Annotated in this window: 19 protein-coding genes; 11 read left to right on the forward strand and 8 right to left on the reverse strand. The window is 44.0% G+C overall.

Annotated features, from left to right (window positions below; genetic code table 11):
• The first annotated feature begins 209 nt into the window (after positions 1-209).
• The 5 genes from C7B77_RS08590 to C7B77_RS08610 all read left to right on the forward strand — a co-directional run bounded on the left by C7B77_RS08590 (position 210) and on the right by C7B77_RS08610 (position 6388).
• A complete protein-coding gene (locus tag C7B77_RS08590; protein WP_106302857.1) occupies positions 210-1577 on the forward strand; it encodes a D-alanyl-D-alanine carboxypeptidase in 1368 nt (455 codons plus the stop codon).
• A gap of 62 nt (positions 1578-1639) precedes the next feature.
• A complete protein-coding gene (locus C7B77_RS08595; RefSeq protein WP_146138243.1) occupies positions 1640-1861 on the forward strand; it encodes a hypothetical protein in 222 nt (73 codons plus the stop codon).
• 71 nt (positions 1862-1932) lie between these two features.
• Entirely contained in the window at positions 1933-3303 is a 1371-nt protein-coding gene (locus C7B77_RS08600) for an AAA family ATPase (RefSeq protein WP_106302863.1), read from the forward strand.
• Between the two features lie 2 nt (positions 3304-3305).
• Positions 3306-4193 carry a ParB N-terminal domain-containing protein gene (locus tag C7B77_RS08605; RefSeq protein WP_106302866.1) on the forward strand — a complete coding sequence of 296 codons (888 nt, stop codon included), beginning with the start codon at positions 3306-3308 and terminating at the stop codon, positions 4191-4193.
• Between the two features lie 134 nt (positions 4194-4327).
• Positions 4328-6388, forward strand: coding sequence for a serine/threonine-protein kinase (locus C7B77_RS08610; RefSeq protein WP_106302869.1), 2061 nt, complete (start codon positions 4328-4330; stop codon positions 6386-6388).
• A 105-nt stretch (positions 6389-6493) separates the two neighbouring features.
• On the opposite strand, the gene C7B77_RS08615 is transcribed toward C7B77_RS08610, so the two are convergent.
• Positions 6494-7129, reverse strand: a complete 636-nt coding sequence (locus tag C7B77_RS08615; protein WP_106302872.1) for a J domain-containing protein — start codon at positions 7127-7129, stop codon at positions 6494-6496.
• Between the two features lie 134 nt (positions 7130-7263).
• Between C7B77_RS08615 and C7B77_RS08620 the strand changes: the two genes are divergently transcribed.
• The 6 genes from C7B77_RS08620 (at position 7264) to C7B77_RS08645 (ending at position 11917) form a co-directional block, all read left to right on the forward strand.
• Positions 7264-8049, forward strand: a complete 786-nt coding sequence (locus C7B77_RS08620; protein WP_106302875.1) for a 16S rRNA (uracil(1498)-N(3))-methyltransferase — start codon at positions 7264-7266, stop codon at positions 8047-8049.
• Between the two features lie 39 nt (positions 8050-8088).
• Entirely contained in the window at positions 8089-9441 is a 1353-nt protein-coding gene (locus C7B77_RS08625) for a Mur ligase family protein (protein ID WP_106302905.1), read from the forward strand.
• Positions 9442-9573: 132 nt separating this feature from the next.
• On the forward strand, positions 9574-9801 hold the full coding sequence (locus tag C7B77_RS08630; protein WP_106302878.1) for a hypothetical protein: 228 nt from the start codon (positions 9574-9576) through the stop codon (positions 9799-9801).
• 137 nt (positions 9802-9938) lie between these two features.
• Positions 9939-10229 carry a hypothetical protein gene (locus C7B77_RS08635; RefSeq protein WP_106302881.1) on the forward strand — a complete coding sequence of 97 codons (291 nt, stop codon included), beginning with the start codon at positions 9939-9941 and terminating at the stop codon, positions 10227-10229.
• 45 nt (positions 10230-10274) lie between these two features.
• A complete protein-coding gene (locus C7B77_RS08640) occupies positions 10275-10991 on the forward strand; it encodes a phytochelatin synthase family protein (protein ID WP_106302884.1) in 717 nt (238 codons plus the stop codon).
• Positions 10992-11122: 131 nt separating this feature from the next.
• Positions 11123-11917, forward strand: a complete 795-nt coding sequence (locus tag C7B77_RS08645) for a type 1 glutamine amidotransferase (RefSeq protein ID WP_106302887.1) — start codon at positions 11123-11125, stop codon at positions 11915-11917.
• A 123-nt stretch (positions 11918-12040) separates the two neighbouring features.
• Here C7B77_RS08645 and C7B77_RS08650 read toward each other — a convergent pair whose 3' ends face one another.
• From C7B77_RS08650 to C7B77_RS29785, 7 genes are all read right to left on the reverse strand, one after another.
• Positions 12041-12538: an anti-sigma factor family protein gene (locus C7B77_RS08650; protein WP_106302890.1), complete on the reverse strand. Its 498-nt coding sequence runs from the start codon at positions 12536-12538 to the stop codon at positions 12041-12043.
• Positions 12539-12650: 112 nt separating this feature from the next.
• A complete protein-coding gene (locus C7B77_RS08655) occupies positions 12651-13316 on the reverse strand; it encodes a sigma-70 family RNA polymerase sigma factor (RefSeq protein ID WP_106302907.1) in 666 nt (221 codons plus the stop codon).
• Positions 13317-13442: 126 nt separating this feature from the next.
• Entirely contained in the window at positions 13443-13970 is a 528-nt protein-coding gene (locus tag C7B77_RS08660) for an FKBP-type peptidyl-prolyl cis-trans isomerase (RefSeq protein ID WP_106302893.1), read from the reverse strand.
• Between the two features lie 102 nt (positions 13971-14072).
• Positions 14073-14396 carry a phasin family protein gene (locus tag C7B77_RS08665; RefSeq protein ID WP_015157584.1) on the reverse strand — a complete coding sequence of 108 codons (324 nt, stop codon included), beginning with the start codon at positions 14394-14396 and terminating at the stop codon, positions 14073-14075.
• Positions 14397-14547: 151 nt separating this feature from the next.
• Positions 14548-14895: a hypothetical protein gene (locus C7B77_RS08670; RefSeq protein WP_106302896.1), complete on the reverse strand. Its 348-nt coding sequence runs from the start codon at positions 14893-14895 to the stop codon at positions 14548-14550.
• Positions 14896-15079: 184 nt separating this feature from the next.
• Positions 15080-15640, reverse strand: a complete 561-nt coding sequence (locus C7B77_RS08675) for a rhomboid family intramembrane serine protease (RefSeq protein WP_106302899.1) — start codon at positions 15638-15640, stop codon at positions 15080-15082.
• Positions 15641-15885: 245 nt separating this feature from the next.
• Positions 15886-16410 (reverse strand): class I SAM-dependent methyltransferase (locus C7B77_RS29785; protein ID WP_106302902.1); only part of this gene is annotated, 525 nt, incomplete at its 5' end.

Genomic DNA, 16410 nt, shown 5'->3' on the forward strand with positions numbered 1-16410 from the left:
TAATTGACTATTACTCTCGATCGATCGTGCAAGAGGTGAGATCTCCAAAATAATTTTGCAGACGCTAGCTAGGGAGATCTCCGAGATCGATTAAGATCCAAGATTGAAGATGCGCTGTGGCGAAAAAGTCTCTTCGATCTTGCCATTAGCTTCAGCTTTTACCCACTCGATCGCATCCATCTTGCAATTTCAACCGTTTACCGATTTATATGCTGCAATTAGTTTCTTCTGGATTAGCGGGGATGTGGTTGAACCTGGCTGGTGTGAATATGCCGCCGGGATATCCCGCTCAAGCTGTTAGCTGGCAGGGGTTATCGTGGCTCGATGCGCCTACCCCAGTAGAACCAAAAGTCGAAAAAACGATCGAAGGGTATCTCCAAACCCTCAAGGCTCAAGGTTTAGATCCCAAACAGCAAGCAGTTTGGCTTCAGACCAACGGTAATCTATTAATCGATCGTAATGGTAAGATTCCCGTTCCATCGGCTTCCCTGACCAAAGCAGCCACCTCTCTGGCCGTAATTACCACTTGGGGATTGGATAAAAAGCTCGACACGATCGTCAGTGCCAATGGCAAAATTAGTCAGGGTACATTAACAGGCGATCTGATCGTGCGCGGCGGCGGCGATCCATTATTTGTCTGGGAAGATGCGATCGCACTGGCTCAAAGTTTAAATAAACTGGGGATCGATCGAGTCAGCGGCAATTTAATTGTGGTCGATAAATTCCACATGAACTATAAAGCCGATCCGCAAAAAGCCGGAGAATTACTCAAACAAGCTTTCACCGGAATTAATCTGCCCCCAGCATTACTCAATACCGAATTTAAAGATGTAAATATCGTCAAACTTCCCACCGCACCAACGGCAACTACCACCACCAAACTGCCCCAAGTCAAAATCGCTGGTACGGTGATGGTTGCTAGCGAAGAGCCAAGCGTAGTTACTCCCTTAATCCGCCATCGCTCGTTATCGCCGATCGAGATCTTGCGGCAGATGAATATTTATAGTAACAACGAAATTGCGCAAATTCTGGCCGATAGCGTTGGTGGTGCAGAGCAAGTGATGAAAATTGTCTCGACTACGGCCAAATTTCCCCCAGCAGAGATTCAACTAATTAATGGTTCCGGTTTGGGAGTGCAAAACCGTCTGTCTCCCCGCGCGGTGTGTCAAATTTTTCGCACTCTCCACCAAACGCTCCAACCTGCAAACCTGAATCTTGCCGATATCTTTCCCGTGGCGGGAGCCGAATCTGTCGGTACCCTCAAAGATCGACATTTGCCTGTGGGGACGACAATGAAAACGGGTACCCTCAATGAGGTTAGTGCTTTGGGTGGCGTGTTGCCAACTCGCGATCGTGGGTTAGTCTGGTTTGTCATTGTAAATAAAGGTTCTCAAATCGCCAAACTCCGCCAACAGCAGGATACGCTGTTGCAATCGCTGCTCAAAGAGTGGGGAACTGTGACACCGACGCCGCTAGTGGTTACCAAACACGATCGCGAGCCAGCATACTTCGGCGATCCCGCTCGTAATATTGTCTTGATGCCGACTCCCGCCAATAGCAGCGTGCAGAATCCCTAACGACGATCGATCCGACAATCCTTGCGGGCATAATGAGTATAGTTTCAGCACTTATTAAATCTATGCTAATTACTATACTTACTATGCCGAGCGATCTTGTCGCTAATCTCCACTGCAATCTCGATACTTTTAGCCATGGACTAATTCTCGCTCAACAGTTTCAGAATGTAGATCTAATGACCAACGTCCAAACTAGTTGGACAGAGTTTCTCCACTCTGGCAAGGCTGGCGTTCTCGCGATCGGTGTAGTGACAGGATATATGATTCGTGGAATTACCAGCTAAAAAGTTCATGTTTTATCGGTTATAACGCGGTATCTTAATACCAAAGTTACCAGCAAATTTAGAGGTTAATATTGAGTTTCGATCCCGAACTATGTCGGAATGAAAGCGAAGTCGAAAGTAAACTTATAGTTGGCTACTTACTGCCAAAACTAGGCTACTCTCCCGACACATGGCATCAGGAAGTAAGATTTGGGAAAATTCGACTGGACTTTCTGGCTTTCACCCAAAAATTACCATTAAAATCTGACGATCGATCTCCGCTAGGTTTAGTCATCGAAGCCAAGCATCCTCGGAAGAATTTAGACAAGCACGTTTATCAAATTCAAAGTTATTTAACTAGTTTAAATATTGCTTACGGATTATTGACAAATGGTAAAGAGCTAAGAATTTATCAGCAGGTAGCTGGCTCGGCTCGGCTCATTTTTCGCTGCGCGGTAAAGGATATTGGCGATCGATTACCCGAGCTAATTCAATTAATCGGGCGCGATTTTCTTCAACAAAGACTCAAAGATCGGTTATCATTACCCCAAACGGAAATTTTTCCTACTTCCGCTCGCAAAATATCGTCGATGAAAACTATTGCTATCTACCATAATAAAGGTGGGGTCGGTAAAACTACCGTTTCTACCAATCTCGCCGCAGCCTTCAGTCGCAAAGGTTATCGAACTTTATTAATCGATATTGACGGTCAGGCAAATACTACGTTTGCTACTGGTTTAATTAAATTTCAATTTGAAGAAGATGATGATATCCGAGATCGGAACGTTTATCATGCAATTGCTAGTAGCGATCGAGATTTTATCGAAGAGCTAGTTCGTAAGTCATCGTATTTTAACGAGCCAGAAATTGACGTACTTCCCGCACATATAGATCTCATCAAATATCAAGAATTCCTGACGACAAAAATGGCAAGTCGTAACAGGCTATTGGCAAAACTGAAGCGAATTGAAAATAGTTACGATTTTGTAATTATAGATACTCCGCCTTCTCGTGATATATATGCAGAGGCAGCTCTCATTACTGCTGACTATTTAGTTATCCCATCCGATCTTAAGCCATTTGCAAATCAAGGACTGCCAACAGTTAAAGAATTTATTAAAACTATTAATGAGAACAGAGAGACTTTTGGGAGGCAACCGCTAGAATTATTGGGAGTATTAGCCTCTAAAATATCTACAAATGCTCAATATCTCAAATATAGTTTTCCTAAGCAAAGAGCTGTAATTAGCGAACGATATGAACTGCCACTGATAGAATCCGTAATTTACGATCGAACTGCCTTATCTGCATGTTTTAATCAAACGATCGTCGTTGGCGATATTGAATATCCCAATCCACAGTCAATCTTTAAATATGCCGATACACATAATAGTACGTCCCAAACATCCGCCCTTGAATTTGAAGTCTTGGCAAACGAAATTTTGAATAAAGTCAAATTATAACAATGATTAAGTGTTACTTTATTGAAATTCAAAGTATTGAATCTAGTCAGCCGAAATCTAATTTTAAAGAATCGGAAATTGAAAAATTAGCAGATTCCATTCTAGAGACTGATGCACTAATTCGTCCATTAATCGTCCAAAATGCTGGTAATGAAAAGTTCGCTGTTATTGAAGGACACTTAGAATACTATGCTGCTGTCAGAGCCAGAGAAAAAAATCCAATCCAAGCAGAAGAGGTAAATGCTTTTGTAATTCCTGAAAAGGTACAGAATTCAGCGATAGAACAGCTTTCTATCTGCGATAATCATCTAATATCAAGAAAACAAAGTTCGGCTATTCCAAGCACTGCTAACTTAATTGAACCTAATCCATCGATAGATAATTTGACATTAGAGGTGTCAGTTACTATTGCATCGCACGTAAAACCGATTTTAGATAGACTCGATCGACAAGAAAAAGCTTTGGAAATGCTTAAAAATAAGCAATCTGAGCAAATAGATCCATCAGTTATATCGCAACAATTACAACTAATTCTAGCTCAGTTGGCCGACCACAAGGTAGTGCTAGACAAACTTCAACCTACTGAAAAAGTTAAAATTACTGGCATTAATAAGAAAATATTAGATTTTCGAGCGTGGTGCGAACAGATGACAAATGTCACTCAACTGGATAACACACTCTATTTAATTAATACGCTGACTGAAGAACAGCTCATTCTAAAAATGAAGCAATCGACAATATCTAATGGTAAAAAACTAGCCCATAATATAATTGATAAACGTAACACTCAAGTAGATCGGCAATTTGATAACTGGGAAACTATCTTTAATGCAGAGATCGGTGGCTTAGGTGAGGCAACAATTAAAAAGATTATTGAAAAATTAAAATAGATATAGCAAACGCTCGAATCGCGTAAATAGCTGAAGCTAATCGATCGCATCCAGACATATAGCCGATCGCATAAACTAGCCGAAACGATACAATAAGAGTATATCAATACCTGCGTAGATCGAGCTAAGGTTGCATGAGTCTGTGTATCAATCCTCAGTGTTCGCGGACAGAAAACTCCGAGCGAATGCTCTTTTGTCAAAACTGTGGCTCAGAACTGCTCCTAGCAGGTAAATATCGCGTTGCCAAATTAATGAGCAACAAAGGTGGCTTTGGGGATACTTATGAAGTTACCGAGCGCGGGGTTCCTAAAGTCTTAAAAGTCCTAAAAAGTAATAATACCAAAGCGATCGAATTATTCGATCGAGAATATCGGGTACTGGAAAGTCTCGCTGGTGAAGGGATTGCAGGTATTCCCCTAGTCGAAGATTTCTTTTTATACTCTCCCAATGGCTCCCAGACAGCTCTACATTGCCTAGTGATGGAGCGGATCTTTGGGATGGATCTAGAAGAGTATATCAAAGTTATGAAGCGACCGATCGACCAAAAAACCGCGATCGGTTGGCTCTCGCAGTTGACACAGATCCTTCAAGAAATTCACCATCGCGGCATTTTTCACCGCGATATTAAGCCGAGCAATATCATTCTCCAACCCGACGGACAATTAGTCGCGATCGATTTTGGTGCAGCCAAACAAGCAGCAGTAACTACAGTAAGCGGACAAAAGACGCGGATTTTTACGCCCGGATATGCAGCTCCAGAGCAGGAGCAGGGTGAGACTTCCGCTCAGTCGGACTTCTTCTCTTTGGGACGCACCTTTGTTTATCTACTCACGGCTAAAGAGCCAGTCGAGCTTCACGATTCATATCGCAATCTGTTAATCTGGCGAGACAAGACTACAAATGTCTCTGACAACTTCTTGAATCTCATCGATCGGTTGATGCAAGAAGATCCTCACCAACGTCCCGATACTACAGCAACCATTTTTAGAGAAATTGCGGCCTTATCGCCAACGATTACTCGTCAGAACATCAGTTATCAACCACCCCTACCTCCCACTATCTTCGAGAGACAACAGCCACAGGGATCCAATCTGGCACCACTAGCAGCTCCTTTAGCTTTGCAGAGACTATCCCTATCCAAAAAATTGCTGCCAATGTTAGTAGTATTAGCCGCTCTATTGCTGTTAGTACCTGCTTTGGCAATGTATCTTTTCGGTAATAGAAACTCGTTAGTCTCAGGAATTAGTAGTAACAATACGGGTGAATCTTTTACCGCAATTAAAGATGTGCCGCAGGGGGTATTTAAGTTTGGAGGAAGTACGACTTGGGCAACGACTCGACAGTTGCAATCTTCGATCGATGCTGCAATTAGAGGCGTACATCCTCAATTCGATATTGTATATACAGACGCCAGCTCTCCCGATTTTAAATCGACTAAAAATGGTAAATGTGACAGCAAACCTGGTTCTAATTCTGGGATTTGTTGGCTGCTCGAAGGTGATATCGATTTCGCACAATCTTCGATCTCTTTAGATAAATCTAAATACAAAGATGACGAGCGCGTCAAGGCCAATCAACTCAAGCAAGAAGCTGTAGCCTACGATGCCCTAAGCGTAGTTGTCAATCCTCAACTTCAACTTACCGGATTAACAATAGACCAATTACGAGATATTTATACAGGAAAAGTTACTAATTGGAGTCAAGTTGGCGGTCAAAATATTCCGATCGCAGCCTTTTCTCGCGCAGAAAATACGGGTGGGACAGTTTCTTCATTTAAAGATTTAGTATTGAAAAAAGAGGATAAATGGCAATTTCAAACTGTTGGAAATACGACTCAAGGCTTACAGCAAGTTGCTAGGAATCCTGGAGGGATTTACTTTGGTGCTGCTAAGGAAGTTATCGTTGATTCTTGCAATACCAAACCCTTGGCGATCGGTAAAACGGGAGATAATTTAGTAAAGCCATATCAAGAACCATTACAATCTCCTGCTGATTGCAACAAAGGACAACGCAATAAGTTAGAGACAAAAGTAATTAAAAGTCAAGAATATCCCCTTACTCGCCAAATTTATGTGATTATCGACACTACGGATCTCAATCGACGAAAAGCTGGCGAAGCTTATGCCAATTTACTAAAAACCAAGCAAGGACAAAGTTTGTTGGAAAAGGCTGGGTTTGTCAGTCTTGAAAGGTAGAGTAAGAGTTGGGTGTTGGGTGTTGGGTGTTTTGTCAGGATCGAGAGGTAGAGAGAGTTGAGAGTTTATATAGACGCTTGCGTCCCCACTCCCAACTCGCAACTCCTAACTCAACTGAGTGATGCGATTGAAGGCTCGATCGACTTCTTGCCATAATTGGCGATTGTGCGGATCGACTTTGAGAGCTTTCTTTAGATAAATACGCGCTTTATCAAACTCTCTACGCTGTATTAATTGATGCCCGTATTGAGAATAGATAATTCCTTGCCATTGACAAACTTGTCGATCGTGTGGCTCGTGATGAGCCAAACCCTCAATTAAAACGATCGCTTTTAAAAATTGTTGTTGCTTTAATAGCGATTGCAATTCATAATATAGTTGCCATTTTAATTCAGACTCATTTTTACCCGATCGATCGTTTGTAGCCGATCGCTGCTGAGATTGAGGAGTAGTGACTCTAACGTTTGGATTTGGAGTAGTTGGTTGTTGAGAATTTGTTTGTGTAGATCCGGTCGAATTGGGCTGATTCTCTGTGGGATTGGCAATCCCGACTAGTAAAAGTTGGTAAGCCTGATTGAGCGTGATGAAGCGTTGATGTGCTTCCAAATCCCCAGGATTGAGATCGGGATGCCATTTACGGGCTAGCGATCGATAAGCAGCTTTTAGTTCGTCGAGCGTAGCTCCTCGACAGATTCCTAATAACTGATAGCATCGATCTATATTGGTGGTAGATACAAGCATTTATTTACCAGAACGCGATGATTGTACATTTCGAGTCATACTTGCTAGTATTCCCCATCATTCGATCTAAGTAGCACACATATATCCTACACGCAAAACATACTGTAGTCAATCGGTAATTAAGCCTAAATACCTTGCAACGTATCGCCATCGCTCCTCCCCAAATTCACGATAACTATATCGCACTGACGCCAGAGCAATGCCACTATTTGACTCGCGTCATTCGCCTTCCAAATGGTGCCCAATTTCAAGCCATTGATGGTACTGGAAAACTCTATCTTGCCGAACTTGAGATCGATCGTTCTCAACAACATTCCAGCTCTGGAAATGCACGGATAATTAGCACATTTAATAGCGAACTCGATCCGATCGCTAATCGGGAACTTCCTCCCACCATTAATCTGATCTGTGCGCTCCCCAAAGGCAATAATTTCGACGATATCGTGCGCGCTTGCACCGAACTCGGCGTCACCACCATCTATCCAGCAATTAGCGATCGCACTCTCCTGGTGCCCAGCCCGCAAAAGCTCCAGAGATGGCGTAAAATTGCCCAAGAAGCCGCCGAACAATCGGAACGCCTTACTATCCCCACAATTGAGGAACCACAAACTTTACAGACCATTTTTAGCCAACTATCTGCCAGCAACGCGAACCGCTACTGGTGCGAAGCTAGAGGCGATCGACCCCATCTGCTAGAATGCCTGCAATCTACCACCACACCAATTACCACTCAGATTACCATCGCGATCGGCCCAGAAGGCGGATGGACTCCTGACGAACTCGATCGGGCGATCGAGTATGACTTTCAACTAGTATCCCTCGGACGGCAGATTCTGCGCACCATCACCGCACCAATTGTCGCCTTGTCGATCGTTTCTGCCGCAACATGTACGAATACTCGTCCCCAAGTATTGATATAATAGCCACCCTCTACCCTCTACCCCCTCGTTCCGGTGCAGATAAATTTATTAGATCGAATTAGATTGGGAATTGCAGTGTTTGCAGCCAAGACAATTACCTCCACAATTCGCACCTTCAAACTAGGTGCTGCGAGCGTGTTGCCTGGAACGATTGGCAAACGGCTACATCCGCAGATTTTAACAATGCTGTCTCAACAGATTAAATATGGGGTAATAGTTGTCGCCGGGACAAATGGTAAAACTACCACATCATTATTGCTGCGAGATATTTTAGAAAAAGATGGTTGGAAAGTAGTCCATAATGAAGCCGGAGCCAATCTCGTTAATGGTTTGATTACTACATTACTCGAAAACACGAGTCTGACAGGCAAACTCAAAGCCGACTATGGGATTCTGGAAGTAGATGAAAACGTAATTCCGATCGTAATCCCCCAACTCAAACCAAAATACGTCCTCGCGCTCAATTTATTTCGCGATCAACTCGATCGATATGGCGAAGTCGATACGATTACTTACCGCTGGGGTAAAGCAATTGCCGAATTAGATGGCGATACAATTCTCGTTACCAATGGCGACGATCCGGCTCTGGCTCACTTGGGACAACAATTAGCCGCTGGAGCTAAACCCAAACAAGTTAAATATTTTGGATTGAGCGAACCAGAATTATATCTAGATGAAATTCCTCACGCTGTAGACTCGATTTATTGTCCTAGCTGTGGAACTGCACTTGAATATAAGGGCGTGTATCTTTCTCACCAAGGCGATTTTGATTGCCCCAAATGTGATTTTACCAAAAGTAAACTCTCGATCGATAGCAAACAATGGCCCCAAGTATTGATCGGTGTATACAACAAATATAATACTCTCGCTGCCATTACTGTGATGGAATCGATCGGGATTAGTACGCAAGTAATTCTCGATACAATTACTAACTTCCAAGCTGCCTTCGGTCGATCGGAAGAACTAGTATATAACGGTAAAAAAGTGCGGATTTTGTTAACCAAAAATCCCGCCAGTATGAACGAAACCATCCGCGCTGTCTCTCAAGTTAAGCAAGCGGGTAATGAAGCTGTCAGTCTGATGGTACTCAACGATCGCACTCCCGACGGTACCGATGTCTCGTGGATTTGGGATGTCGATACCGAAAAATTTGTCAACTCTGGCGGGACGATCGTCGTTAGTGGCGATCGAGTTTATGATATGGCATTGCGATTAGAATACAGCAAGATCGATCGAGATAAAGGTTGCAAAATTATCGTCAAAGAAGATCTTAAAGACGCGATCGATACCGCCTTAGAACTCACCGCAACTACGGAAACGCTCCATATTATTCCTACCTATTCTGCCATGCTAGATGTTCGGGAAATTCTTACAGGGAAGAAAATTCTCTAGTCGCATCAAGCCTGTCACAATCTCCAGAGAAAAATTAGCGCGTCCGTCTTATCTAAGAACGCGCTAAAATAAGGAGATTATACTAAGTGACATTAGTATAAATTCAATGATAACTAGCATTAGGATAACACTATGTCTATAACGATCGAAACAGATCTCAAAGAGATACTCGACAAACTAGACCAGAAAATGGATCGAATGCAAGCAGACATTACAGAACTTAAACTCGGTCAAGTTAAAATCGAAGGTGACATTAAAGCTTTAGATAATAAAGGCTCCGTAATTCAGCCAATAATTACGGGCATAACAGTAGCTTTTGTAGGCGGAGGATTATTAGCTCTTTACAAATACTTGCCATAGTCATAAATGGGAAGTGCAATTAATTATTAGCGACATAATATCTGAAACTTAGTTGGTGGACAGTGCCCACCATACACAAATAATTAATTTGTATGCCAAAGACTTACTATTGCTGGCGATGTAAGATTCCAATTCCTATGCTTACAGATGAAGAATGGGAGAGAGTGTATCCATTTATTAGATTTGATATAGATCGCATTAATACTCATAAAATAGCTACTGGTGCATCATTAAAAGAAGCTATTAGTGCAGTTCGCGATCGAGCTTTCGATCTGTATTATGAGATAACTGGCTTTCGGGAGACAAACATTAATGCATTAGAGCACCATCAACTTTCACAATATGGTAATGAGTGCCCAACTTGTGGACATTTGCTTCGCACTCCAAAAGCATCTTTCTGTGCTAACTGCGGCAGGATAAAAGATTAGCATATTAACAAAGGCAATCGAGAATCAGTCGAGATGAGAAATGCAATGAAACATAAATTTTTCTGGGTTTTGGCATTATTTACCTTATCTCTAAATAATCCTAAAATACTCGCGCAAACACTACCACTATCGCCCCAACTGATTCCGTTTAGCTCTAGTGATGGCGAACAACTTTTAGTAGAGAGCCAAGCAAAACAAGATTATTTTCTGTTGAGCAATCAATTTGTCACTCAAGTCAATCAGGCTTATTGTGGGGTCGCAAGTAGTGTGATGGTATTAAATGCCTTGGGATTACCCGCTCCAGAATCGGCTCAATATAAACCTTTTCGGGTATTTACTCAGGATAACTTTTTCGATCGAGAAGAAAGCAAAAAAGTTATTTCTCCAGAGCTAGTTTCCAAACAGGGGATGACATTAGCACAGTTAGGCGGTTTATTAACCAGTCATGGAGCAAAAGTTACGGTGTACTATGGCTCCGACGTCGATTTAGCACAATTTCGATCGCTTTTAGTGCAAAATCTAGCAAAACGAGATAATTTCGCGATCGTTAATTACTTACGCAAAACGATCGGCCAAGAACGTGGCGGTCATATTTCACCCATTGCCGCTTACAATCAACGTACCGATCGCTTTCTAATTTTAGATGTTTCTCGCTATAAATATCCCCCAGTCTGGGTCAAAACAGTCGATTTATGGCAAGCAATTAAAACCATGGATACCGATTCTGGTAAAACCAGAGGTTTTGTGCTCGTGTCTAAATAAAATAATATGGTGGTTAGGCTTTAGGCTTTAGGCTTTAGGCTTTAGGCTTTAGGCTTTAGGCTTTAGGAAGCAAGCGTCTCCCCGTCTCCACTTCGACTTCGCTCAGTACAAGCCCGTATCCCCGTCCCCACATGACTCAAACTTTAGAACTAAAAATTGGCTGGCTCTATCCTACCCTGATGAGTACTTACGGCGATCGCGGGAACGTCATCGCCATTCAACAACGCGCTCAATGGCGAGGAATTAACGTCGAAGTCGTCCCATACGATCGCGATTCCGAACCCGATCTGATTCATCAAGTTGATATTATGGCAGGTGGCGGTGCCCAAGATCGCCAACAAGAGATCGTCATGCGCGACCTAGCTGGTGCCAAAGCAGCCGCCATCAAAGCTAAACTAGATGCAGGCGCACCCGGCGTATTTACCTGCGGTTCGCCCCAACTGCTAGGTAAATTTTACGAGCCAGGATTGGGCGAAAAAATCGAAGGCATGAACATCATCGATCTCGAAACTAAACATCCAGGGATCGACACCCAGCGGTGCATTGGCAACGTGGTATTTGAAATTACCGCCAAAAGACTCGCCGCCGAACTTACCGAGCTGCTAGGCGGGCAAAAACCGCTGATCGTTGGCTTTGAAAACCACGGCGGTAGAACCTTTCTCGGCCCCAATGCCGAAGCTTTAGGCAAAGTAGTTAAAGGCTATGGCAATAATGCCACCGATGGCACAGAAGGTGCGTTTTATCACAATGCGATCGCAACCTACTCCCACGGGCCACTGATTCCCAAGAACCCTTTCATCGCCGACTGGATGATTAAAACCGCTCTCCAAAATAAGTATCAAACCGAAATCGATCTCGCTCCGCTAGATGACAGTTTAGCCGATCGAGCGCGTGCTGCGATGTTAAAGCGATTGGAAATTAACTAAACAGCTAGAGCAACTCTTAGTAGAAATGCGACTCTAGCAATTTCACCCAAAAATAAGTACGATATCCTCGTTCGTGGATACCGTACTTATGGTGAGTGAGATCGATCGATCCGCTCTGGAATTTTAGTCTGCATTGACTTCTGGCGAAGACATTGGCAGTTCGATCGCATTCTCGCCTTTGGCGGGAATAGAGAGAATGGGGTCGTTTAGTGCCAGCATTAGTGGTGCTGGAGTATTGGCTTTGTTATTCGCAAACTGGAATTGCCGATCGTTACCGCCAAATAAACCACCCAATCCAGTGAGTGCGGCTAAGAGCGTAGCGGCGATCGCGCCACCACCAAACCAGGCGAATTTACGATTGCGCTGACGATCGAGTTTACCAAATACTCCCGCTGCCAATGCATCTGCCGATTGGCTGCTAGGTATCGTCAGGCGCGGCATTGCCTGATTAATTTGTTGTAGCTGACGATACTGGTGTTGAAATGCGCGATCGGTAGCTAACCATGCTTCGACTTGTTGTCGTTCGGTTGCCGTCACCTCACCATCGAGATAGGCACTTAGCAGCTCGAAGCGTTCGTCTAAAATAGCACCAGATCGCTCCCCATCGAAGTTGTCTGTCATGTTCCGATCCTCAAATTACCCTGTGTGTGTCCCAACTTAAAAATAATTTTAATTTTAGCGAGAGTTGCTAAATCTAAATATATTGCTAATATTCCCAGTTAGGGAAAATTAGTTACGATTCAAAATATCCAGTGAGCTGCGATTGTAGTCCCGCTCTGGCTCTAGCAATCCGCGATTTGACTGTGCCGATCGAAACTCCTGTTACCTCCGCAATCTCTTCATAAGACAAACCGTCGATTTCTCGTAAGACGATGGTCGTCCGAAAAGCTGCGGGTAATTTGGCGATCGCTACTCGCAATTGGTCGTAAAACTCTACCGTACTCAGATGTTCGGAGGGATTGGGCGTATCGGAAGCAATATCCCACTCGATCGTGCCGTCACCAACATTAATCGGTGCATCTAAAGACAGTGGTGGAGCAACGCGCTTGCGTTTGCGCAACTCGTCATAAAACAGATTGGTCGCAATTCGACTCAACCAACCGCGAAATTTTTCGGGTTCGTTGAGACTTTTGATATTTTTGTAAACCCGAATCCATACTTCCTGAGCTAGATCCGCTCGATCTTGCCAGTCTGGAGCCAAGTGGTACAAAATCCGCTCGACATGGGACTGATGCCGACGCATTAGCTCGGCTAAAGCTGCTCGATCTGTCCGCAGTCCAGACTGAGCGAGCACAATCAGCTCATTGTTCGGTAATTTGTCTAATTTAGCTACTTGCACTCTGGTTCGAGGGAGGTTTTCCTCAAGCTGGGACCAAGATAGGGAAAGTGATTGACTCATGGTGAATAGGGTTGTTTCGGGCATCCTCTTTTCTCCATGACCATCATTTAATCGGTGATGTTCCCAAATGTCGATTTGGGTAATGGCGGTAGCCCACGCCGCCGCCATCATCATCGCATCGTGCTGTTATCCTTTGACCTTGAGTAGTTCGACATCAAAAATCAGGGTAGCATTGGGGGGAATGACGCCGCCCGCACCGCGCGCGCCATATCCCAATTCGGCTGGAATAATCAGCTTGCGACGACCGCCAACTTTCATGGTGCTGAGTCCTTCGTCCCAACCTTTGATGACTTGACCTTCACCGATTTGAAATTCAAATGCTTGGTTGCGATCGCGAGAGCTGTCAAATTTCTTGCCATTCTCTAGCGTACCAGTATAGTGAACCGATACAGTTTGACCTTTGGCAGGGGTTTCGCCAGTCCCTTCGGCGATCTCCACGTATTTTAGTCCCGAAGCAGTTGTCACTTGATTTTCGTTATTATCCATGGCAATTAAGTTAGCGGGATTAGAGGTAGATCGGTCGATGGTCGCAACTATACTGCTGAAGGGAGCTGGCTCGGCAGTCGCATCTGGTCTCCCCACAGCAAACTGAAAGACTAGAATTAGGATACCGCATCCGAGCATCAATCCTAAACTGACTAAAATTTCTTTCATACTCAATTTGATTTGAACCACTATCTGATTATAGTCATCAGCGGCTAGTGGCAAAGGAAATGGAGCGATAACTGCAAATTATGGCAATAATTGACCGTCAGCTTATTTCCATAATTTATTTTCCAATTCTCGGACTTGACGTTCTAGTCTATCGATGCGTCCGCGCAGTTCGTCCATTTCGGCTTGACGCGGTACGCCGAGATCTTGCATCGTATTCCGGATCGTGCGTTGCATCTGGGCTTCAAAATTCGCCGGATCTAACTTCATTTGCCCCATCAAGTCATCAACAAATGATTTTGCTTGGTCGGAATCGATCTTACCTTCTTTGACCCACTGTTCGCTGACTTCGCGGACGCGATCGGCCACTAGTGTCGTCGTGCCCAGACCTAGCATTAAAATTTGTTGCAGCCAGTTATTGTTATCCATAGCCTAATATTCGATCGTTATCCTTATTTTAGGCGGCAGGGCGACTCTCGATCGGGTAGATATCCGAATCTTTAGCAGTGGGTATGAGGCGGCAAGTAGAGGTAAAGGTTTGCAGCCGCTGCGCTGTCGATCGCTGTTTGCGCCACTTCTACTACAACTTAAAAACTTGCCCGCACCAATCAGGCGATTGTGTGCCGATCTCAAACTGAGTAACTGTATCCGGCCAAATCCAGCGAATTTCATTACCAATTTTTTGATGTTTTTGGCTCAGACGTTTGTGAATAATCTGATTCGAGCATAATATCTCTAAGCTGATAACTAGCGAATTATCTTCGATCTCCCGAAACAGGGAATCATCTAACAGTGCGCGAGTGCTGCTGTTAAATCGATTATAAAAAAGTCGCAGTCGATCTCCGAAAGTCTCTTCTAGATACAGTCCGTCCCATTCGAGCGACGGACACAATAAAAAATCTTCTTCTTCTGGTTCTAGAGAATGCATACAAAAGATTTAGTGGTGATGCAAAATATCATTCTGCTGAAATATATATTTCAACTTTCACTTATTTTGACCGAACTCCGATCGAATTAAATCGGACTTTTGTATGAGATTTAACAGCTAAATGAACTACTTTTGCTTAAATTGCCATCGCATATTAATATTTGCGAGGAGTGATGAGTTATGACTAAGAGCGATCGCTAACGAAGCTAGCAGCGAAGATTCCACTGAGAAACCCGAATAAATGTCCTTCCCACGAAATCCCCGGCATTGAGGGTAAAACGCCCCACAACACGCTCCCATACGTAGTCCCGACGAATAAAGCCACCAGCCCAGAACTGAAACGGCGATCGAAATAATATCGCGCTAGCAGGAACCCCAGGTACCCAAAAATTACCCCACTCGCACCGATATGTAAACCTCTAGCACCAAACAACCACGTTCCCAAACCACCCAGCACCGCACAGATAACGGAGACAACGACAAAGTTGGAGACACTCTGCGCCATAATCAGCCAACCTAGAATGACGAACGGAAATGTATTGGCGGCTAAATGACCGAAACTACCATGCAAGAATGGCGCAAATAAAATCCCCCGCAACCCGATCGGCTGCCGGGGTAAAATACCCAAGGTGTCGAGTCCGTGACGAAAAACATATGTATCGAGAATTTCCAGTCCCCACATCGTCCCGACTAGTGCCACCAGAATCAAAATGTGGGTTCTAATTTCACCAACAACCTCTTTCATCGCTTTTTCCTAGTTTTAATGGCGATCGATCTTAACTACCTCTTCTAGGTTAACAATTCCGGATTAGATTTAGTGAGTTAGGGGTGGATGGGTAAACTGTACCACCCATCCACCCTGTTGCTGAAGCTCCTCGTAGCGTAGCGTCTGTCTTGTCTTGACACGCTTAACTTGGAGGTTTCCTCCAAAGCGCGCGTCGATCCCTCCGGGTGATTGCAGTCGCTCCGTCAGGAGAAGCGTTCACCCATCTACCTCTTACTGGCAATATGAAAAATCGAAAGATATGCCAGTGGAATGCGTTCGCCACAATTTTGCGCTAGTAAAACTCGCAATCTCTCTAATAGTTCCTGCCTGCGCTCTGGAGCGAGTGCGATCCAGGGTGAGTAGGTAGTTAAAAGTTGCAGATAATCATCGATCGAGTAGTCTACTTCATTCAATCGGTATTCTTCAATTAAATTAGAAAATAGTCCCGATTCGATCGCGGCTGTGGCAAAGACTCTAGTTTCTCTCAGTTCGGTTTCTCTGTCTTTAAAGGTGGCAAAAGTCGGTAGATCGCGCTCGATAACTTCCGCCAAACTCACGAAAATGTCGATGGGTGGTTGCATCGCACTATTCCAAAATAACATCAGCGCGCCGCGATCTTTGAGTAGATATGCTGCTTTGGCATGTTTGTGTTCTGGAGCTACCCAATGCCAAGAAGTTGCTGCCAAAATTGCATCGAACGATCGATCTTCTGGCTCCCATTCTTCAAAATTAGTATTAATAATTTCGAC

Origin of the sequence: Chamaesiphon polymorphus CCALA 037, from assembly GCF_003003845.1 — a bacterium.
Classification (GTDB): domain Bacteria; phylum Cyanobacteriota; class Cyanobacteriia; order Cyanobacteriales; family Chamaesiphonaceae; genus Chamaesiphon; species Chamaesiphon polymorphus.